Raw genomic sequence first — 18,593 nt, forward strand, 5'->3', positions numbered from 1 at the left:
GCGAGATGAAAGCGAACGCAGGCCGCCATGCGCGATCCCATTCGTCCATCTGCCGGTCGGCCATCCGTCGTCTCCGAAGCGCCACCCGTTCGTTTTTGGGTGGACGCCTAGAGATCACAAAAGAACGGCCGGCGAAAAGCCCTTTCCGCCGGCCGGCCCACCTGCCCTTGCCTGTTGCCTTATTGCTTGCTGGCCTGGAGCGAAGATGCCAGCCGCACCAGCGACAGGAACTCCGCGCGATAGCCGAATGGATCGCTCCCGCGCGCCGCAGCGGCAATTTCGGCGATACGCGCATAGTCCATTGCGGCAAGCTGGTCGGTATCGCGCAGCTTTTGCCCGAAGGCCGCTACCGCCACCGAGAAGCGCTGGTCGGCACCTGCCGCATCGAAGCTCGAAACCTCGTTCGACTTCGTCACAGGGGTCGTGATCAGCTTGCTGACATCGCCGTCGGGCGCCTTGTAGCGGATCTTGACGAAGGCGTATTCGCCGGCATTCGCAACACCGTCCTTGCCGGTCGTGGCTTCGCCATAGCGCAGCGGATCGACTGTCTGCGCCGGGCTGCCCTTCGGCGTGATCTCGTAAATCGCCGTCACCGAATGCCCCGAACCGATCTCGCCGGCGTCGACGCGGTCGTTGTTGAAGTCTTCGCGGTTGAGCGCGCGCGTCTCGTATCCGATCAGGCGGTATTCCGAAACCGCACCGGGATTGAACTCGACCTGGATCTTCACGTCCTTGGCGATCGGAAACAGCGTCGACGATGCGTCCTGCACCAGCACCTTCTCGGCCTCGGCCAGCGTGTCGATGTAAGCCGCCGTGCCGTTGCCGTTCTGGGCGATGGTCTGCATCATCTGGTCGTTGAGATTGCCCCGGCCAAAGCCGAATACCGACAGGAACACGCCCGACTTGCGTTTGTCCTCGATCAGCCGCTTGAGATCGTCATCGTCGCTCTGGCCGACATTGAAATCGCCATCGGTGGCCAGCATCACGCGGTTGACCCCGTCCTTGACGAAGGACTTCTGCGCCAGGCGGTAGGCCTCGCGGATGCCCGCCTCGCCCGCCGTCGAACCGCCTGGCGTCAACGTATCGATCGCCTGCAGGATCTTTGCCCGGTCGGATACCTTTGTCGGTTCGAGCACGGTGCCCGCATCGCCCGCATAGGTGACGATGGAGACGGTATCGTCGGGCTGAAGCTTGCCTATCAAGAGGCGGAACGCCGAACGCAGCAGCGGCAGCTTGTCCGGCTCGTCCATCGAGCCCGACACGTCGATCAGGAACACCAGGTTCGCCTTGGGCTGCTCGGCGGGCTTGACGTCATAGCCCTTGATGGCGACGTGCATCAGCTTGGTGTGCTGGTTCCAGGGCGTCGGCATGACGCTGACGGTGGTGTTGAACGGCGTCGCCGCCGCATCGGGGCCCTTCCAGTCATACGGGAAATAATTGATCATTTCCTCGACACGCACCGTATCGGCTTGCGGCAGCAACCCTTCCTTCAGCGAGCGGCGAACGAACGAATAGGATGCCGTGTCGACATCAATCGAGAAGGTTGAAACTGGATCTTCAAGGGCGGAGCGGACCGGATTGGTCTTGAACTTTTCCATGCGGTCGCGGTTTTCCGCCTGCGGCGGCATCGGCATGTCCGAAGGCGCGATCTGGGGCTGAGCCATCAAAGTCGGCATGCGGCTGGTCGCAATCGCAGCATCGGCCATTGGTGCAGGCGCGCTGCCGCCGACCGGTGCGGCCTCGTTCATGACGGCCTCTTCGGCCGCCGATTTCGCCTCAGGCTTCGCCGGCGCCGCTGCAAGAAGGTCGGTCGTAGCCTCCCGCCGTTCCGCGTCGGCTTTCTTGAGCGCGCTGGCAGGTGCTTCCTTCGAGCGCGTAACCGGCGCCTGCGCGACCTCCTGCTCGGCGCCGAAATTGAACGGCGACCCTTCCATCAGGTAGAATGTGGCGTAGCCGGCGATCGGCAGGGCAACCAGACCGGCAAGGGCCGGCGCTGCAATCAGCTTCTTTTGCATGATGTCTCTCCAGAGCTTTCGTGCTCGTTCGGTGAGACGATGGGTCGTGGCCGATCCTTGGGTGGCGGCAGGATTTTTTTCGAGGTCGTAGGTTGCCATGGCGGCGGCAAGCGCGCGCGCCTTGGCGTCGGCACCAGGCGCCGGAGTCGGAATGTTGCGGAGCATGTCGAGTTCGTTGTCGTCGACCATGGTCACTCTTCCCCGGCCGAGCGCATGAGCTGCTTCAGCCGTTTCTTCGCTTCATGGATGTGCCAGGACACCGTGGTTTCCGCGATCGCCATCGCTTCGGCGGCGGCACCATGTGACAGCCCCTCGCCGTAGACCAGCAGCACCGCATCTCGTTGCTTGTCCGGCAGCTGCCTGACCGCTGCCCACAGCCTGTCGGCAGGGTCCTCGGCGACTGGCTCGATGTCGACCGCCACCAGCGCATGGGCACCATAGGCCGCGGTCTTGGCGGTTTCCCGCGCGGTCTTGCGCTGCATGTCGCGGGCGGCATTCAGCGTCATGGCGTAAAGCCAGGTCGTAAATGCACTGCCACCGCGATAGTCGCGAATGGCGCGGCCAAGCCGAACGCACACTTCCTGGGCGATGTCCTCGGCGTCGGTTCGGCTGCCGCACCAGCGCCAGGCGACGCGATGGACAAAGCCGTAGTGCCTCTCGACGAGTTCGCCGAAAGCCACCCTGTCGCCGCTGCGCGCTCGTCCGATCAGGTCGTTGTCGGAGGCTTCGCCTTCGTCCAGCATCATCGCCATCATTTGCCTGTTGGACGAAAGCTTTGGGGCAATCCTTGGGGTGGCGCGAGAATATTTCTAGGCGGCTTGTCCGGCGGCCCAGCCGGAAGACCAGGCCCACTGGAAATTGTAGCCGCCGAGCCAGCCGGTGACGTCGACGACCTCGCCGATGAAGTACAGCCCCGGCACCGACTTCACCTGCATGGTCTTCTGGTCGAGCGCATTGGTGTCGACGCCGCCCAGCGTCACTTCCGCCGTGCGGTAGCCTTCCGAACCGGCCGGCTTGATGCGCCAGGCATTGACGGCAGCATCGACCGTCTTGATCTGGGCATCGTTCAAGTCGGCGAGATTGCCGTCAAGACCGGTGCGCTCGGCAATCGCCTGCGCCAGCTTCTTTGGCAGATGGGCGGCAAGGACGGTCTGAACCGCCTGCCGGCCATTGGCGCGCTTTGCCTCGCGCAGCAGGCCGGCGACGTCGGTTCCGGGCAGCATCGAGATCGCAATCTCGTCGCCCTCGCGCCAATAAGACGAGATCTGCAGGATCGACGGCCCGCTGATGCCGCGATGGGTGAAGAGCATGGCTTCAGAAAAGCTGGTCTTGCCGCATCCGACGTCCGCATCGACGGCGATACCGGACAACGGCGCCAGTTTCACCAGCGTGTTGGCATCGAAGGTCAGCGGCACCAGCGCCGGCCGCGTTTCCACCACGGGCAAGCCGAATTGCGCCGCAAGCTCATAGCCCAAGCCGGTCGCGCCCATCTTGGGGATAGACTTGCCGCCGCAGGCGACGACGAGCGAACTGCAACCGACGCGACCGCCGGATAGGGCCAGTTCGAAGCCGCCGGCAGTCTTGCGAACGTCCTCGACCACGGTCGACAGGCGCAGTTCGACGCCGCTTTCCTGCATCTCCTCGACCAGCATGTCGATGATCTGCCGCGCAGAGCCGTCGCAGAACAGCTGCCCCAGCGTCTTTTCGTGATAGGCGACGCCATGGCGCTCGACGAGCGCAATGAAATGGCGCTGGGTGTAGCGGCTGAGCGCGGAGATGCAGAAATGCGGGTTCTGCGACAGGAAGTTTTTTGGGCTCGCATGGATGTTGGTGAAATTGCAGCGTCCGCCGCCTGAAATGCGGATCTTTTCGCCGGGCGCTCGGGCATGGTCGAGGATCAGCACCGACCGGCCACGCTTGCCCGCCTCGAGCGCGCACATCATGCCCGCGGCGCCGGCGCCGATCACCACGACATCAAAATATTGCATTTCGGACTTTCCAGATCGATCGGCGCGCGACCCAAGCTGACCGCGAAGGCTATATTCCGTGCCTGATAGCCGAACCCGTCGGGATGGCAAAGTTGGAAGTTTGCGCGGGCCGCCTGGATCAGCCCTGCTCGTCGATGCGGACGGTCCTTGCGCGCACGTGCAGCGTGCGGCCCGCGCCCAGCCCCATCGCTGCGGCGCCGAAGCCCAGCACGACGAACAGAATCGCCGAAGCCGAAAAGCTGCCGGTCCATCCGCGGATCAGGCCGACCAGCAGCGGCCCGACTGCCGCCAGCACATAACCGACGCCCTGCGCCATGCCGGAAAGGTGTGCCGCGATATGCGAATCCGGCGAGCGCAGCACGATCAGCGTCATCGCCGCCGCGATCAGCCCACCCTGGCCGATGCCTTGCAGGATCGCCCAGAACAACACGGTCGACGTCGGCGCAAACAGGATGCCCAGCAGCGCGACCACCGCCGCAACGACGAGCGCCACGTTAACCCCGCTCTGGTTCTTCCGGCGCACCGCAAAGGACGGCACGGCGAGGCAGGTGACGACCTGCGCCATCACCGATATCGAAACGATCGCACCGGCGGTCGTGGCGTCGAAGCCGCGCTCGCGCAGGATCGGCGCCAGCCAGCCGAAGACGCAGTAGGCGAGTGCCGACTGCAGTCCCATGAACAGCGTGACCTGCCAGGCCAGAAGGTCGCGCCACAAACCGACGACGCGATAACCGCTGTGGCTGGCCTGCTTGCCGGCAGCCAATGCCTGCGGCGCCCAGATCACCAGCACGATCAGCGCCGGCACAGACCAGGCGGCCAGTGCTCCCGACCACGACCCGGTGATCAGGTGCTCGATCGGCAACGTCAGGCCGGCAGCGGCAGCCGAGCCGGCACAAAGGGCCATGGTGTATAGCCCTGTCATCATCGCGGCCTTGCCGGCAAAGTCGCGCTTCACCAGTCCCGGCAGCAGTACGTTGCCGATGGCAATGGCACCACCAGCCATGAAGGTGGCAAGGAAAAGCAGCGGAACGGACCCGAACCAACGCAACCCGGTGCCGATTGCCAGCACGGCGAGCGCCCCGAGCAGCGTGCGTTCGGCCCCGTAACGCTGGGCCAATTTGGGTGCAAACGGCGCAAACAGCCCGAGGCACAGCACCGGCAACGTCGTCAGCAGGCTAGCACCGGTCGTCGAAAGCCCTGTTTCCTGCATCACTTCGGGCAACAGCACCGACAAGCTCGAAAACAGCGGCCTGAGATTGAAGGCGATCAGCACGAGGCTTGCACCGAGCACAATCTGGGCAGTGCGGCTGCGCAGCACAGGCGGTTGCGGCTTGGGCAGGCTGTCGATCTCGGCATCGACAAGCTGGTCGTCGAGGCCGTTGACGGTTTCGATGCACGAATCTCGCAGGTCGCCGGAACGGAAATTCTGATTCATGGCGCAAGCAGCCTGTCGAGTTCCAGAAGCACCGGTGCGACGAAGTCGCGGATGGCGGCAGCCGCGCGATCCGGATCGCCCGACGCGACCGCGTCGACGATGGCCTCGTGCGCGGGACCGTCTGGTTCCGGCAAATCGCCGCCAAGCGTCGCTTGGATGGTCTCGGCGATGGCACCGGTGAAGAAATCGTAGAGTTCGATCATCGCCTTGTTGCCGGAGGCCTCGACCACGGATTTGTGGAAGGCGATGTCACGGCGGATGAAGGCCTCGTATCCTCCATCGACCTGGGTGCCCCTCTCCTCAAGCAGGCGCCGCATTTTCATGACGTCCGCCGGCGTATGGCGTAGCGCGGCAAGCCTCGCCGCCTCGACGTCCAGCGCCGTGCGCGCCTCCCATTGGTCGCGCAGTCCGGCGCGCTTCATCCGATGAAGTGCAGCCGAGGGGTCGACGGTCGAACGAACATAAGTGCCGGAGCCTTGCCGCGTCTCCAGGAGGCCTTGCGAGACCAGCGCCCTCACCGCTTCGCGCACCGTGCCACGGCTGACCGTCAGCAATTCGGCGAGCGCTGCTTCATTGGGGATACGCTCACCGACGCTCCAGCGTCCGCTCACGATTTCGCTGCGCAAGCTTTCGCCCGCACTGTCGGTCAGGTTGGTCCGGCTGGCCGGTTGCATGGCAGAGCCTATTCATCAAATCATCGGATGACTAGATGAATAGGCTCGACAACCCTCTGGGTCAATTGGACAGGCTTACGGACGCGCTTGGACCAGACCGACCTTCCTCAGAAGCCGCCGAAGCTCCTCATGTGAAAGGCCTGAACCTGTCTGGGATATCTGAAGGCCAGGCCTTGCGGACAAGCGTTGCGGTCCAGACACCCACCGGTCCGGCACGGAACGCCCGTCGGTCCGCGCACATGCGCAAGGCACCCCCGATGGGCGAAACCGGTCTCTGAATAGGCATCGACCGGACAGGACTTAAGGCAGGGTTTTCCGTCGCATAAGTCGCAAAGGTGAATCTGTTTCAGAGATTCTTGCTTGTCGATCTCCGCATCGAACAGCAAGGCGCCGCGGTAGGCATGCCACAGCCCGTATTCGGGATGCATCAGTATGCCGAGCGGCGAAGGCTTCAGGCCCTCTGCACGCATCGCCCATTGCTGGAACGGCAGATAGGGCTTGTCCGAAGGCGATACGGCGTGAGCACCGAACGCCCGTGCCACCTTGCCGATCGTCTCGCGCGACCAGCTGTCCAGAGGATTTTCAAGATCCTTTGGCTGCCGTTCGAGCCAGTTCCGGTAATGCGGCCAAGGCGCAGCGCCCGCCTGCCCCACCAGCAGCGCGGACCGAGCCGGTCTGCCTGCCGGTCCGGCCGGTGCGGCGTCGCCATCGCCGAACGCAAAACCGCCGCGCGGAATGAGACCATGCTCAGCCAGCGCGGTGGCGATGTCGTCAACCAGACGGGGTGACAAGCGTCACCCTTTCCGGTCCGGATCGGAGAACGCGCTCCGCCAGACTTCCTTGTGAATGATGCTGGCGACTTTAGCCCCGCCTGAAACGGGCTCCTTTCACGTGAAGGCGTCGGGCATCGACGCCTTCTTGGCGGCGATGAAGTCCTTCAGGCCGTCGTCTATGCTTGGGTCGAGATACGGCGCCTCGTAGCTTTCGAGCCAGCGCCGGGCGAGCTCGTTGGCGCGCTGCGGCGCGGTCTTCTGCCCTTCGGCAAGCCACTGCTCGTAGGAATTGTTGTCGGCGATGCTGGAGCGGTAGAATGCCGTCTGGAAATTGGCCTGGGTATGGTCGCAGCCGAGATAATGACTGCCGGGGCCGACCTGGCGGATGGCGTCCATTGCCTGGCCATTTTCCGAGAGGTCGACACCTTCGGACAGTCTCTGCGTCATGCCGAGCTGGTCGATGTCCATCATGAACTTTTCGTAGCAGGAGGCGAGACCGCCTTCGAGCCAGCCTGCCGAATGCAGCACGAAGTTGGTACCGGCCAGGATGGTCGAATTCAGCGTGTTCGCGCTTTCGTACGCTGCCTGTGCATCCGGCACCTTGGAGGCGCAGAGCGAGCCGCCGGTGCGGAACGGCAGTCCGAGGCGGCGTGCGAGCTGGGCAGCACCGTAAGAGACCAGCGACGGCTCCGGCGTGCCGAAAGTCGGGGCGCCCGACTGCATCGAGATCGACGAGGCGAAGGTGCCGAACAGCACCGGCGCGCCCTTGCGGATCAGCTGGGTGAACGATGCGCCGGCCAGCACCTCGGCCAGTACCTGGGTCAGCGTTCCGGCGACCGTCACCGGGCTCATCGCGCCGGCCAGGATGAACGGCGTGACGATGCAGGCCTGGTTGTGGCGCGCATAGACCTTCAGCGCCCCCAGCATGGTTTCGTCGAAGACCATTGGCGAATTGGCGTTGATCAGGCTGGTCAGCACCGTGTTGTTTTCGACGAAGTCGTCGCCGAACACGATCTTGGCCATGGCGATCGTGTCTTCCGCGCGTTCCGGGGCCGTGACCGACCCCATGAACGGCTTGTCGGAATATTTGATGTGGCTGTAGATCATGTCGAGGTGACGCTTGTTCACCGGCACGTCGACCGGCTCGCACACCGTGCCGCCCGAATGGTGGATCGACGGCGCCATGTAGGCGAGCTTCACGAAATTGCGGAAATCCTCGATCGTCGCGTAGCGGCGGTTGCCGTCGAGATCGCGCACGAAGGGCGGGCCGTAGACCGGCGCAAAGACTGTGGCGTTGCCGCCGATCTGTACCGAACGCTCCGAATTGCGCGCATGCTGGGTGTAGATCGAGGGGGCGGTCTTCAGCAGCGAGCGGCACAGGCCCTTGGGAAAGTGGACGCGCTCGCCCTTGACGTCGCAGCCAGCCTCTTTCCACAGCTGCAGCGCCTCGGCGTCGTCGCGGAACTCGATGCCGATTTCTTCGAGCACCGTATCGGCGTTCTTCTCGATGAGCGCCAGCCCCTCCTCGTTGAGGACCTCATATACGTTGATCTGGCGCTTGATGTAAGTGAGCTGGGTGCCGGGCCCGCCGCCGGAGCGTGCGGCGCGCCGTGCGGCCGCTCCGCCACTTGCGCCGCGCCCGCGTCGTCCACCCGACGCTTCCTGATCGGTCACGAGGTTTTCTGTCATCGCCATCATCCTTGAAACACGTTTGGCCGCCTGTCGCAGCACCTCGCAGGATCGTAGTCATGCACCCTAGGCGAAACGGCTTGCCAGCGCCAACGCCTGTCGCAAAATCGACAAGCAAGTCGGCAAGTTATCAGTCGCTTTCGTTTTGCAGGAGGTCGCAAATCAGCTATGGATTTGCGGCACTTGCAAGCTAGGTATTAGCGCAGTAGCCGCCCGCCGCAATTTGGCGCCGTCCCGAGGGAGCCCCCGAACATGTCCGACGATGAAATCATCCTGTCCGAGCTTTCCGACGACGAACTCGTGCAGCAGATGCACGACGATCTCTATGACGGGCTCAAGGAAGAGATCGAGGACGGTACCAACATCCTGCTCGAGCGAGGCTGGGCGCCCTACAAGGTGCTGACCGAGGCGCTCGTCGAAGGCATGCGCATCGTCGGCGAGGATTTCCGCGACGGCATTCTGTTCGTTCCCGAAGTGTTGCTGTCGGCAAACGCCATGAAGGCCGGCATGTTCATCCTGCGCCCGCTACTGGCGGCCACAGGTGCTCCCAAGCAGGGCAAGTTGGTCATCGGCACGGTCAAGGGTGACATCCACGACATCGGCAAGAACCTCGTCGGCATGATGATGGAAGGCGCCGGCTTCGACGTCATCGACCTCGGCATCAACAATCCGGTCGAGAACTATCTGGCAGCCATCGAGGAACATCAGCCCGACATCATCGGCATGTCGGCGCTTTTGACCACGACCATGCCCTACATGAAGGTCGTCATCGACACGATGAAGGAAAAGGGCATCCGCGACGACTTTGTCGTGCTCGTCGGCGGCGCCCCGCTCAACGAGGAATTCGGCAAGGCCGTCGGCGCCGATGCCTACTGCCGCGACGCGGCGGTGGCCGTCGAGACCGCCAAGGACTACATGAAGCGCAAGCACAATTTGCGCGCCTCTGCCTGACGCAACAAGGCCGCACCTTGCGGTGCGGCCTCTTCGTGCCGATGTGAATGAGATTGACGGCGATCAGTCCCCTATTGGACTGTGTCCTCGATGGCGTTCGCCGTACCTTTGACGTCCTTGCCGACGCCGCGAATGGTGTTGGCACAAGAGGCCAGTGCGAGCGCGCAGGCGATGATGGCGACCGGTGCCAGACGTGACAGTTTCATGGACTGGATTCCCTCTCTCTGTATTTCGCCCTAACGCAACGAAGGCCGGTCGACTGGGTTCCATGGCCACAAAGCAAAAAACGAAACCCGACATCGCGGACAGGCTGCTGGTCATAGGCTGCGGCATGATTGCGCGCGAGGTGCTGACGGTCAAGGAGCGGCTGGGACTCGATCATCTCGAACTCACCTGCCTACCGGCCGACTTCCATTTTCGCCCCGACCGCATCGCGCCTGTCATGGACAAGGCGATCACCGAGGCCAAGGCGGAAGGCTACCAGCACATCTATGTCGGTTACGCCGATTGCGGCACCGGCGGCCTGCTCGACCGGGTCTGCGAAAGGCATGGCGTCGAGCGCATCGCGGGCCCGCACTGCTTTGCCTTCTACCAGGGCGCCGAAGCCTACGCCAAGGTCGGCGAAGCCGACATGATGTCGTTCTACATGACCGACTTCCTGTGCCGGCAGTTCGATGCCTTCTTCATCAAGCCACTCGGGCTCGACCGGCACCCGGAGCTGGTGACCGACTACTTCGGAAATTACGAGAAGCTGATCTACCTCGCCCAGACCGACGACCCGGCCCTCGACAAGGTGGCCGAGGACGCCGCCAGGATGCTGGGGCTGGTCTATGAGCGGCGCGCCACCGGCTATGGCGACCTGCCCCAGGCCCTTGCCAACGCAGCGTCAGCCACGGCAGATCATTAAAGCGCCTGATTCCTCCCCTGAGGTTCGGCCACAAGGGGAAGGTTTTTCATGGCTTTTCGCACGTTGATGCTTGCTGCGGTCCTCACGGCGTCCGCCGGTTTTGCCCATGCCGACGGCGCGGTGCAGAAGCTCATGACGCCCGCCGACAAGGCGCGGCTCGAAAAATACGACGACACGCGGAAAGAAGCCCTGCAGGGCGCCAGGACCGGTGCGCCGGCAGATGTGGCCGTGCTCGACGGAATGCTCGCCAAGCCGCTGCTTTCAGTTCCCGATTTTGACATGGCCGGCAATTGGCAGTGCCGCACCATCAAGGCCGGCGGCGACGTGCCTCTCGTGATCTACGGCTGGTTCAAATGCAAGGTCAGCGACGACGGCTCAGGCTGGCAGCTGGAAAAACTGAGCGGCTCCCAGCGCACCAAGGGCCGTTTCTACGACGACGGCGAGAAGCGCTCGATCTATCTCGGCTCCGGCTTCATCGCCGGCGACAAGCCGAAAGCCTATGGCGACGGCCCGGAAACGGACCAGATCGGCTATGCCTTCCGCTCTGGGCCGGCAGAATGGCGCATCGAATTTCCGTCGCCGCGATACGAATCCAAACTGGACGTCATCGAATTCCGGCGCTGACATTGCATTCGGGGCCGCGCGGCATCACATGCAGCCTTCCGGTGTCATCAAGGATTAACCTGGCCGTCGCACACTGCGATGGGGATCGGCGCATGAAGATGCTGCCGCAAGTGGGCTGAAGACTGCATGAAAAGGCAAAACGACGAATCTGACGCGAGCGAAATCGCTGCGGCGCCGCAGCGGCGTCGCGGACGCCGCCTCTCCACCATCTTTGCCCAGCTCGCCCGCGACGCCAACGGCAACATCTCCATCGGCGACATCAGGGACACCTTGGGCAAGCGCAGCTTCGCGCCGCTCCTGGTGCTGTTCGCCGCCTTCAACCTGCTGCCCCTGCCGCCGGGCGCTTCGGCGGTGCTCGGCCTGCCGTTGCTGATCGTGGCCGCACAGATGGCCTTTGGCAGCAACCGCGCCTGGCTGCCCGACTTCATCACCAAGCGCTCGCTCTCTGCCGAGCAGTTCCGTACCGTCACCGACTGGGTCATTCCGAGGCTGATCCGCCTCGAAGAGGTCGTGCGGCCGCGCTACTGGCCATTCTGGCGCAAGCAGGGCGACCGCGTGATCGGCATCATCGCGCTCATCCTGTCGGTCTCGATCACCCTTCCGATTCCCCTCGGCAACTGGCTGCCGGCCTTTGCCACGGCACTCCTCGGGCTGGCACTGTCGGAGCGCGACGGCATCCTCTTTGCCGTGGGCAGTGCGGTTGGCGTCGCCTCGCTGGCAGTCGTCGGCATCGTGGTTGGCGGCGCGGGCTTTGCCACGCACGCCTTCATTGCCTGGCTGGGGTAGCTTGAATGGATCGCAGGCCTATCGTCTTCGTCACCGAAGGCGGCGAACATATCTGGGCTATCATCAACAGTCTGACCGATCGCTTCGGTCCCATATCGGTCGTTCTTGAAACGCCCTATTCCAAGCGTGAGCTGCTGGTCCGCAGGGCCAGGAAGCTCGGCCGGTTGTCCGTCATCGGACAATTGGGCACCATGATCCTCATCCGGCTCGGGAAAAGCTTCTTTCACGGCCGTATCGACCAACTGATCGCCCAGGAAAACCTGGAAACCGAGCCCCGCGCCGGCCAGGAAATCGTGTCGATTTCATCCGCCAACGGCCCCGAACTGGTCGAGACGGTACGCCGGCTCGAGCCGGCGGTGGTGTTTCTTGCCGGCTGCAGGCTGCTTTCGGCAAGGATCCTCGCCGACATCCCCTGCCCGGTCATCAACTACCACTCCGGCATCAACCCGAAATATCGCGGCATGAATGGCGGATACTGGGCGCTTGCCACCGGCGATACCGGGAATTTCGGCTCAACTGTGCATCTGGTCGATGCCGGCGTCGACACCGGTGCAGTGCTCTACCAGTCGCGCGGAATGCCCGGCAAAGGCGACACCATCGCCAGCTACGCCATGCGCCAGGCCGCCTTCTCCCGCGACATCTGCGCCCGGGCCGTCGAGGATGCACTGAACGGAACCCTCGCGCCGATCGACACAGGCCTGCCCTCCAGGCAATGGTACCATCCAACCGTCTGGCAGTACCTTTGGAGCGGCATCCGACGCGACGTCTGGTAGCGCCGCGGCAACTACCCAACCTCTATCTTTTTACGACACGCCACCGCGTCGCTTTTGAATGCGCGCGCGTCGTCCCATAACAAGCAGCACCCCCGTGGTTGCGGCAAAGCTCAACGTCACTGAAAGCGAGACCGAAATGGCCGACCTGATCATTGTCTACTGGCGCGACATCCCCGCTCAGGTGATCGTCAAAAAGGGCCGGCAGAACGCCAAGCGCGAACTGCCGCTGCGCTTCACCGAGGCGATCGACATGTGCGCCATGCGAACTGGCGCAGGCGACACCGACGCCTATCTGGCGGAGTGGCGCAAGGCCGACCCGGTTCCGGTCAGCGACGACCTCGAAGGCGAAGCCGACAAGGCCATGGCCGAGATCGATGCGAATTTCACACGCGAGCGGCTGGTCGCTCTCGTCAAGGCAGGCGGCAAGGAAGATGGTTGATACCCAGCCGACAGTAACCCAGGCGACCTTGGTCAAGAAGGCCGCTCCCAAGAGCGACTACAAGCCCGCCGACGTGTCGCCCCAGCGCCGCGTCCAGCGCAGCTACACGATCAGGCTGTGGTCGATCCGCCATTCGCGCCTGCTCGAATGGTTCTACAGCCGCTTCGCTGACATGTTCCTGCTGCTCCATCCCTTGTGGAAAGGGATCGGCTATGGCCGCGTCGAGGCCCCGATCAAGTTTGTCGAGAAGCGGGTCAAGGGCCTGATGTTCGACTGCCGCATGTGCGGCCAGTGCGTACTGTCGTCCACCGGCATGTCGTGCCCGATGAACTGCCCCAAGCAGTTGCGCAACGGCCCATGCGGCGGCGTGCGCGCCAACGGCAATTGCGAGGTCGAACCCGACATGCCTTGCGTCTGGGTCAAGGCTTGGGAAGGCTCGCGCAACATGGTCAAGGGCGACGCCATCCTCAATGTCCAGAAGCCGGTCGACCAGTCGCTGCGCGAAACCTCGGCCTGGCTCAGGGTCACGGCCCAAGCCGCCGCAACGCGCGAAACCGCCAGCAAGGAAGTCGCATGACCCCGCCGCGCCCGCGCCAGACCGACGAGCATCCCGACGGCATCGACCTGCCGCTCGACCGCCTGCCCGGCCATTCGTCGCGGGGAAGGTTGGAGCGCGTGCTTCGCCGGGGCGAGTTTGCCGTGACGACGGAACTCAACCCGCCCGACAGCGCCGACCCCGAAGACGTCTACAACCGCGCCAAGATTTTCGACGGCTGGGTCGACGGCATCAATGCGGTCGACGCCTCCGGTGCCAACTGCCACATGTCGTCGGTCGGCATCTGCGCCCTGCTGACCCGCATGGGCTACGCCCCGATCATGCAGATCGCCTGCCGCGACAAGAACCGCATCGCCATCCAGGGCGACGTGCTGGGCGCCGCGGCCATGGGCGTCGCCAACATACTCTGCCTCACCGGCGATGGCGTGCAGGCCGGCGACCAGCCTGGCGCCAAGCCGGTCTTCGACCTCGACTCGATGTCGCTGCTCGAAACCGTCCGCATCATGCGTGACAACGGCAAGTTCCTGTCGGGCCGCAAGCTGACGACCCCGCCACAGCTGTTCCTCGGCGCGGCAGTGAACCCCTTCGCCCCGCCCTATGACTTCCGACCGGTCCACCTTGGTAAGAAGATCGCCGCCGGCGCGCAGTTCGTGCAGAGCCAGTACTGCTTCGACGTGCCGATGTTCCGCACCTTCATGCAGCGTGTCCGCGACCTCGGCTACGCCGAACAGTGCTTCATCCTGTGCGGCGTTGGCCCCCTTGCTTCGGCCAAGACCGCCAAGTGGATCCGATCGAACGTGCCGGGCATCCACATCCCGGATTCGATCATCGCGCGCCTAGAAGGTGCCCAGGACCAGAAGAAGGAAGGCAAGCAGATCTGCATCGACATCATCAACGAGGTGAAGGAGATCGCCGGCGTGGCGGGCATCCATGTGATGGCCTACAGGCAGGAGGAATACGTTGCCGAGATCGTCGATGAATCGGGCGTGCTGAAAGGCCGCCGGCCTTGGAAACGCGAAGCCCGCCCTGACGACCAGCTGGTCGCCTCGCGGCTTGAGCACATCCTGCATGACGACGTTACCGAATCGCAGGTCGACATGGTGAAGACCGCGCACTGAAGATACGGGCGCGGCCGCCGCGCTTGAACGAAAACAGACAACGATATAAAGAAATCTTTATATCCCACGGAGAGGATACATGACCCGCACCATCGTCGCCTCGGCGACCCGCGAAATCGTCATCGGTTTCGACCAGCCCTTCTGCGTGATCGGCGAACGCATCAACCCGACCGGCCGCAAGAAGCTGGCCGCCGAGATGGTCGCCGGCAATTTCGAGACCGTCATCAAGGACGCACTGGAGCAGGCCGCCTGCGGCGCGACGATGCTCGACATCAATGCCGGCGTCACTTCGGTCAACCCGAACGAGACCGAACCGGGCCTGCTGGTGCAGACGCTGGAGATCGTCCAGAACCTCGTCGACCTGCCGCTGGCCATCGACAGCTCGGTGTCGGCAGCCATCGAAGCGGCGCTCAAGGTCGCCAAGGGCCGCCCGCTGGTCAATTCCGTCACCGGCGAAGAAGAAAAGCTCGAAGCGATCCTGCCGCTGGTCAAGAAGTACAATGTGCCCGTCGTCGCCATCTCCAACGACGAAACCGGCATTTCGATGGATCCGGATGTCCGCTTTGCGGTCGCCAAGAAGATCGTCGAGCGTTGCGCCGACTTCGGCATTCCCGCCCATGACGTCGTCGTCGACCCGCTGGTCATGCCGATCGGCGCGCTGGGCGATGCCGGCCGCCAGGTCTTTGCGCTGCTGCGCCGGCTGCGCGAGGAGCTCAAGGTCAACACCACTTGCGGCCTGTCCAACATCTCGTTCGGCCTGCCGCATCGGCACGGCATCAACGCCGCCTTCATCCCGATGGTCATCGGCGCCGGCATGACCTCGGCGATCATGAACCCGGTTCGGCCCCAGGAAATGGAAGCAGTCCGCGGCGCCAACGTGCTCAACGGCACCGACGAGCACTGCACCAACTGGATCAAGACCTACAAGGACTACAAGCCGGCCGAAGGTGGACACGCCGTGGCAGCATCGGTCGCGGTCACTGCGCCAGGCGACGCCGCCGGCGGCCGCCGCCGCGGCGGCCGTGAAGCTCGGATGGCCAGGGGGTAGCCAAAGACATCGTGATCAGCGACGCCACATCTCGCTTCCGCTGCAGCTCCGTCGACGAACGACGGGAAGCGTTGGCGTCGCAGAATTTCCCTTCTTCCCGGCCCCGGGGAGAAGGTACCGGCAAATGGAAGTCGCGCGACGCCACAGCCCCGGTGCAGACTGGAGTATTGCAATGAACTCTCCCGCCAACATCACCGACCCGCTGGTGCTCTTCATGCCCTCGGGCAAGCGCGGACGGTTCCCGGTGGGAACGCCCATCCTCGATGCCGCGCGCCAGCTCGGCGTCTATGTCGAGAGTGTGTGCGGCGGACGCGCCACCTGCGGCCGCTGCCAGATCGAGGTCCAGGAAGGCAATTTCGCCAAGCACAAGATCGTCTCGTCCAACGACCACATCTCGCCAAAGGGTCCGAAGGAAGAGCGCTACGAGCGCGTGCGCGGCCTGCCCGAGGGACGTCGTCTGTCGTGCTCTGCGACCATTGCCGGCGACCTCGTCATCGACGTGCCGCAAGACACCGTCATCAACGCCCAGGTGGTGCGCAAGGCGGCTACCGACCGCGTCATCGAGCGCAATGCCGCCGTCCAGCTCTGCTATGTCGAGTTGGAAGAGCCTGACATGCACAAGCCGCTCGGCGACCTCGACCGCCTCAAGGTCGCGCTCGAAAAGGACTGGGGCTGGAAGGACCTGCTGGTCGCGCCCCACCTCATCCCCCAGGTCCAGAAGATCCTGCGCACCAAGCTGCCTGACCAGCCCGAAGTCAGCCCCGGCAAATGGGGCGTGACTGCCGTGGTCCATCGCGACATGGATTCCTCGCGGCCCTTCATCATCGGTCTTTTCCCCGGCCTCAAGAACGAGGCCTATGGCATCGCCTGCGACATCGGCTCGACCACGATCGCCATGCACCTGGTATCGCTGCTATCGGGCCGCATCGCCGCATCGTCGGGCACATCGAACCCGCAGATCCGCTTCGGCGAAGACCTGATGAGCCGCGTCTCGTACGTGATGATGAACCCGGATGGCCGCGAGGCCATGACCAAGGCCGTGCGCGAGGCGGTCAATTCGCTGATCGGCAAGGTCTGCGAAGAGGGCCAGGCCAACCGAGAGGACATCTTCGACTGCGTCTTCGTCGCCAACCCGATCATGCACCACCTGTTCCTCGGCATCGATCCGACCGAGCTTGGCCAGGCACCGTTCGCACTCGCCGTCTCGGGCGCGCTGCAGTTCTGGGCGCATGAGATCGACATCGAGGTCAACCGCGGCGCGCGCCTCTACACCCTGCCCTGCATCGCCGGCCATGTCGGCGCCGATGCCGCCGGAGCGACGCTCTCGGAAGGCCCATACCGCCAGGACAAGATGATGCTGCTCGTCGATGTCGGCACCAATGCCGAGATCGTTCTTGGCAACAGGAACCGCGTCGTCGCCGCATCCTCGCCCACCGGCCCGGCCTTCGAAGGCGCCGAAATCTCCTCCGGCCAGCGCGCCGCACCGGGTGCCATCGAACGCGTGCGCATCGATCCCGAAACGCTGGAACCGAAGTACCGCGTCATCGGCACCGACAAATGGTCCGACGAGGAAGGCTTCGAGGAAGAATCGTGGACCACCGGCGTTACCGGCATCTGCGGCTCGGCCATCATCGAGGTCGTGGCTGAAATGTATCTGTCGGGGATCATCTCCGAAGACGGCGTCGTCGACGGCACGCTGATGGCCAAGAGCCCCCGCATCATCCCGAACGGCCGGACCTTCTCCTATCTGCTGCGCGAAGGCCGCCAGGGCGAGCCGCGCATCACGGTGACGCAGAACGATATCCGCGCCATCCAGTTGGCCAAGGCAGCACTTTATGCCGGCGTGAAGCTTCTGATGGAAAAGCAGGGCGTCGAGACGGTCGACACCATCCGCTTCGCCGGTGCCTTCGGCTCTTTCATCGATCCGAAATATGCCATGGTGCTCGGCCTGATCCCGGACTGTGTCCTGAGCGAAGTCAAGGCTGTCGGCAATGCAGCCGGCACCGGCGCCCTGATGGCGCTGCTCAACCGCGACCATCGCCGCGAGATCGAGCAGGAGGTCGGCCGGATCGAGAAGATCGAGACTGCCCTCGAACCGCACTTCCAGCAGCTGTTCATCAACGCCATGGCCCTGCCCAACAAGGTCGATCCGTTCCCCCAGCTCGCCGAGCAGGTAAAATTGCCGCCGCGCAAGGTGTCTGGTGCGGAAGGCGAGGCAGCGGACGCCTCTCCGCGGCGCCGTTCTCGCGAGGAACGCGCCGCGCGGCGCGCCCGCGACTGAGCGGATTAGGCAGGACACGGGGCCTGGGCGGGGATTTCGTGCCCCGCTGAAGCGCTTTCGTGCTAGCATGTCCGTATCGGGCATGTTTCCACTGCGCAACCGTTTCAGCACAATCCTGCGTTGAAACGAAATCGACCCGAAACAAATCCGAACTAGTTTCCGCTCGTCAATTGCCGCCTGCGGACGTCCCTGCATCGGCACTCACGATGAAAAGGAGACATCCATGTCGATCATTGGTTCGATAAGCCGCTACGGTGCCGACATCCGCAAGGCACGGCGCAACGCCAGGTCGCTGCGCCATCTGAATAGCCTGCCGCCTGAAATCCAGAAGGACATCGGCTGGCCGGCTGGGTGCGATGAGCAGATCAGGGCACTCCATTCGGCCTTCTTGTCGCAACGCTAGCCTCATCCGGCTGTCCGTTCTGTTTCAGAATCCTTTCATCCTGAAACAGAAAAACGACTAGGCGATATCAAAGTGAAACATAAGCGAACGTAAACTTCTGCCCGGTCGGCGGCGCATCCCAGTCTCGCGTAGC

19 protein-coding genes are annotated in these 18,593 nt (G+C 63.7%); 11 read left to right on the forward strand and 8 right to left on the reverse strand.

Going from position 1 to position 18,593, the window contains the following annotated elements; genetic code table 11:
* Positions 1-179: 179 nt before the first annotated feature.
* The 7 genes from GGR00_RS02610 to GGR00_RS02640 form a co-directional block, all read right to left on the reverse strand.
* Entirely contained in the window at positions 180-2,204 is a 2,025-nt protein-coding gene (locus GGR00_RS02610) for a vWA domain-containing protein (protein WP_184697691.1), read from the reverse strand.
* 2 nt (positions 2,205-2,206) lie between these two features.
* On the reverse strand, positions 2,207-2,767 hold the full coding sequence (locus GGR00_RS02615; protein WP_184697694.1) for an RNA polymerase sigma factor: 561 nt from the start codon (positions 2,765-2,767) through the stop codon (positions 2,207-2,209).
* A 57-nt stretch (positions 2,768-2,824) separates the two neighbouring features.
* Positions 2,825-4,003, reverse strand: a complete 1,179-nt coding sequence (locus GGR00_RS02620) for a BaiN/RdsA family NAD(P)/FAD-dependent oxidoreductase (protein ID WP_184697697.1) — start codon at positions 4,001-4,003, stop codon at positions 2,825-2,827.
* Positions 4,004-4,121: 118 nt separating this feature from the next.
* Positions 4,122-5,438 (reverse strand): CynX/NimT family MFS transporter, encoded by a 1,317-nt coding sequence (locus tag GGR00_RS02625; protein ID WP_184697701.1) that lies wholly within the window; start codon positions 5,436-5,438, stop codon positions 4,122-4,124.
* Positions 5,435-6,112, reverse strand: a complete 678-nt coding sequence (locus GGR00_RS02630) for a FadR/GntR family transcriptional regulator (protein WP_055969176.1) — start codon at positions 6,110-6,112, stop codon at positions 5,435-5,437. Before GGR00_RS02630 ends, GGR00_RS02625 begins: the two co-directional genes overlap by 4 nt.
* A gap of 107 nt (positions 6,113-6,219) precedes the next feature.
* Positions 6,220-6,903 (reverse strand): hypothetical protein, encoded by a 684-nt coding sequence (locus GGR00_RS02635; protein ID WP_184697704.1) that lies wholly within the window; start codon positions 6,901-6,903, stop codon positions 6,220-6,222.
* 96 nt (positions 6,904-6,999) lie between these two features.
* Positions 7,000-8,574, reverse strand: coding sequence for a trimethylamine methyltransferase family protein (locus GGR00_RS02640; protein ID WP_055970594.1), 1,575 nt, complete (start codon positions 8,572-8,574; stop codon positions 7,000-7,002).
* Positions 8,575-8,826: 252 nt separating this feature from the next.
* On the opposite strand from GGR00_RS02640, the gene GGR00_RS02645 reads away from it, so the two are divergent.
* A complete protein-coding gene (locus tag GGR00_RS02645; RefSeq protein ID WP_055969181.1) occupies positions 8,827-9,525 on the forward strand; it encodes a corrinoid protein in 699 nt (232 codons plus the stop codon).
* A gap of 71 nt (positions 9,526-9,596) precedes the next feature.
* Here the strand turns inward: GGR00_RS02645 and GGR00_RS02650 are convergent, their stop codons facing one another.
* The gene (locus GGR00_RS02650; RefSeq protein ID WP_082496334.1) at positions 9,597-9,731 is read right to left on the reverse strand and encodes an entericidin A/B family lipoprotein; all 135 of its coding nucleotides are present in this window, start codon (positions 9,729-9,731) and stop codon (positions 9,597-9,599) included.
* 62 nt (positions 9,732-9,793) lie between these two features.
* Between GGR00_RS02650 and GGR00_RS02655 the strand changes: the two genes are divergently transcribed.
* The 10 genes from GGR00_RS02655 (at position 9,794) to GGR00_RS02700 (ending at position 18,460) form a co-directional block, all read left to right on the forward strand.
* On the forward strand, positions 9,794-10,432 hold the full coding sequence (locus GGR00_RS02655; protein WP_184697707.1) for a DUF1638 domain-containing protein: 639 nt from the start codon (positions 9,794-9,796) through the stop codon (positions 10,430-10,432).
* 48 nt (positions 10,433-10,480) lie between these two features.
* Positions 10,481-11,056: a DUF4893 domain-containing protein gene (locus GGR00_RS02660; protein ID WP_184697710.1), complete on the forward strand. Its 576-nt coding sequence runs from the start codon at positions 10,481-10,483 to the stop codon at positions 11,054-11,056.
* Between the two features lie 126 nt (positions 11,057-11,182).
* Entirely contained in the window at positions 11,183-11,842 is a 660-nt protein-coding gene (locus GGR00_RS02665) for an exopolysaccharide biosynthesis protein (protein ID WP_055969190.1), read from the forward strand.
* Positions 11,843-11,847: 5 nt separating this feature from the next.
* Positions 11,848-12,615, forward strand: coding sequence for a formyl transferase (locus tag GGR00_RS02670; protein WP_184697713.1), 768 nt, complete (start codon positions 11,848-11,850; stop codon positions 12,613-12,615).
* A 136-nt stretch (positions 12,616-12,751) separates the two neighbouring features.
* Positions 12,752-13,054 (forward strand): virulence factor, encoded by a 303-nt coding sequence (locus GGR00_RS02675; RefSeq protein ID WP_055970595.1) that lies wholly within the window; start codon positions 12,752-12,754, stop codon positions 13,052-13,054.
* Positions 13,047-13,631, forward strand: coding sequence for a methylenetetrahydrofolate reductase C-terminal domain-containing protein (locus GGR00_RS02680; RefSeq protein WP_184697716.1), 585 nt, complete (start codon positions 13,047-13,049; stop codon positions 13,629-13,631). Before GGR00_RS02675 ends, GGR00_RS02680 begins: the two co-directional genes overlap by 8 nt.
* On the forward strand, positions 13,628-14,728 hold the full coding sequence (locus GGR00_RS02685; protein ID WP_184697719.1) for a methylenetetrahydrofolate reductase: 1,101 nt from the start codon (positions 13,628-13,630) through the stop codon (positions 14,726-14,728). The genes GGR00_RS02680 and GGR00_RS02685 overlap by 4 nt, the downstream gene beginning before the upstream one ends.
* 79 nt (positions 14,729-14,807) lie before the next feature.
* Positions 14,808-15,776, forward strand: a complete 969-nt coding sequence (locus GGR00_RS02690) for a methyltetrahydrofolate cobalamin methyltransferase (protein WP_055969203.1) — start codon at positions 14,808-14,810, stop codon at positions 15,774-15,776.
* Positions 15,777-15,948: 172 nt separating this feature from the next.
* Positions 15,949-18,057 carry an ASKHA domain-containing protein gene (locus GGR00_RS02695; protein ID WP_055969206.1) on the forward strand — a complete coding sequence of 703 codons (2,109 nt, stop codon included), beginning with the start codon at positions 15,949-15,951 and terminating at the stop codon, positions 18,055-18,057.
* A 223-nt stretch (positions 18,058-18,280) separates the two neighbouring features.
* Positions 18,281-18,460: a hypothetical protein gene (locus GGR00_RS02700; RefSeq protein WP_055969210.1), complete on the forward strand. Its 180-nt coding sequence runs from the start codon at positions 18,281-18,283 to the stop codon at positions 18,458-18,460.
* Positions 18,461-18,593: the final 133 nt, after the last annotated feature.

Source organism: Aminobacter aganoensis (genome assembly GCF_014206975.1).
Classification (GTDB): Bacteria; Pseudomonadota; Alphaproteobacteria; order Rhizobiales; family Rhizobiaceae; genus Aminobacter; species Aminobacter aganoensis.

Bases quoted from the DNA above. Each gene is read 5' to 3' on its own strand.
- GGR00_RS02610 (WP_184697691.1), bottom strand. From the start codon at position 2,204: ATGGTCGACGACAACGAACTCGACATGCTCCGCAACATTCCGACTCCG.
- GGR00_RS02615 (WP_184697694.1), bottom strand. From the start codon at position 2,767: ATGGCGATGATGCTGGACGAAGGCGAAGCCTCCGACAACGACCTGATC.
- GGR00_RS02620 (WP_184697697.1), bottom strand. From the start codon at position 4,003: ATGCAATATTTTGATGTCGTGGTGATCGGCGCCGGCGCCGCGGGCATG.
- GGR00_RS02625 (WP_184697701.1), bottom strand. From the start codon at position 5,438: ATGAATCAGAATTTCCGTTCCGGCGACCTGCGAGATTCGTGCATCGAA.
- GGR00_RS02630 (WP_055969176.1), bottom strand. From the start codon at position 6,112: ATGCAACCGGCCAGCCGGACCAACCTGACCGACAGTGCGGGCGAAAGC.
- GGR00_RS02640 (WP_055970594.1), bottom strand. From the start codon at position 8,574: ATGACAGAAAACCTCGTGACCGATCAGGAAGCGTCGGGTGGACGACGC.
- GGR00_RS02645 (WP_055969181.1), top strand. From the start codon at position 8,827: ATGTCCGACGATGAAATCATCCTGTCCGAGCTTTCCGACGACGAACTC.
- GGR00_RS02650 (WP_082496334.1), bottom strand. From the start codon at position 9,731: ATGAAACTGTCACGTCTGGCACCGGTCGCCATCATCGCCTGCGCGCTC.
- GGR00_RS02655 (WP_184697707.1), top strand. From the start codon at position 9,794: ATGGCCACAAAGCAAAAAACGAAACCCGACATCGCGGACAGGCTGCTG.
- GGR00_RS02660 (WP_184697710.1), top strand. From the start codon at position 10,481: ATGGCTTTTCGCACGTTGATGCTTGCTGCGGTCCTCACGGCGTCCGCC.
- GGR00_RS02665 (WP_055969190.1), top strand. From the start codon at position 11,183: ATGAAAAGGCAAAACGACGAATCTGACGCGAGCGAAATCGCTGCGGCG.
- GGR00_RS02670 (WP_184697713.1), top strand. From the start codon at position 11,848: ATGGATCGCAGGCCTATCGTCTTCGTCACCGAAGGCGGCGAACATATC.
- GGR00_RS02675 (WP_055970595.1), top strand. From the start codon at position 12,752: ATGGCCGACCTGATCATTGTCTACTGGCGCGACATCCCCGCTCAGGTG.
- GGR00_RS02680 (WP_184697716.1), top strand. From the start codon at position 13,047: ATGGTTGATACCCAGCCGACAGTAACCCAGGCGACCTTGGTCAAGAAG.
- GGR00_RS02685 (WP_184697719.1), top strand. From the start codon at position 13,628: ATGACCCCGCCGCGCCCGCGCCAGACCGACGAGCATCCCGACGGCATC.
- GGR00_RS02690 (WP_055969203.1), top strand. From the start codon at position 14,808: ATGACCCGCACCATCGTCGCCTCGGCGACCCGCGAAATCGTCATCGGT.
- GGR00_RS02695 (WP_055969206.1), top strand. From the start codon at position 15,949: ATGAACTCTCCCGCCAACATCACCGACCCGCTGGTGCTCTTCATGCCC.
- GGR00_RS02700 (WP_055969210.1), top strand. From the start codon at position 18,281: ATGTCGATCATTGGTTCGATAAGCCGCTACGGTGCCGACATCCGCAAG.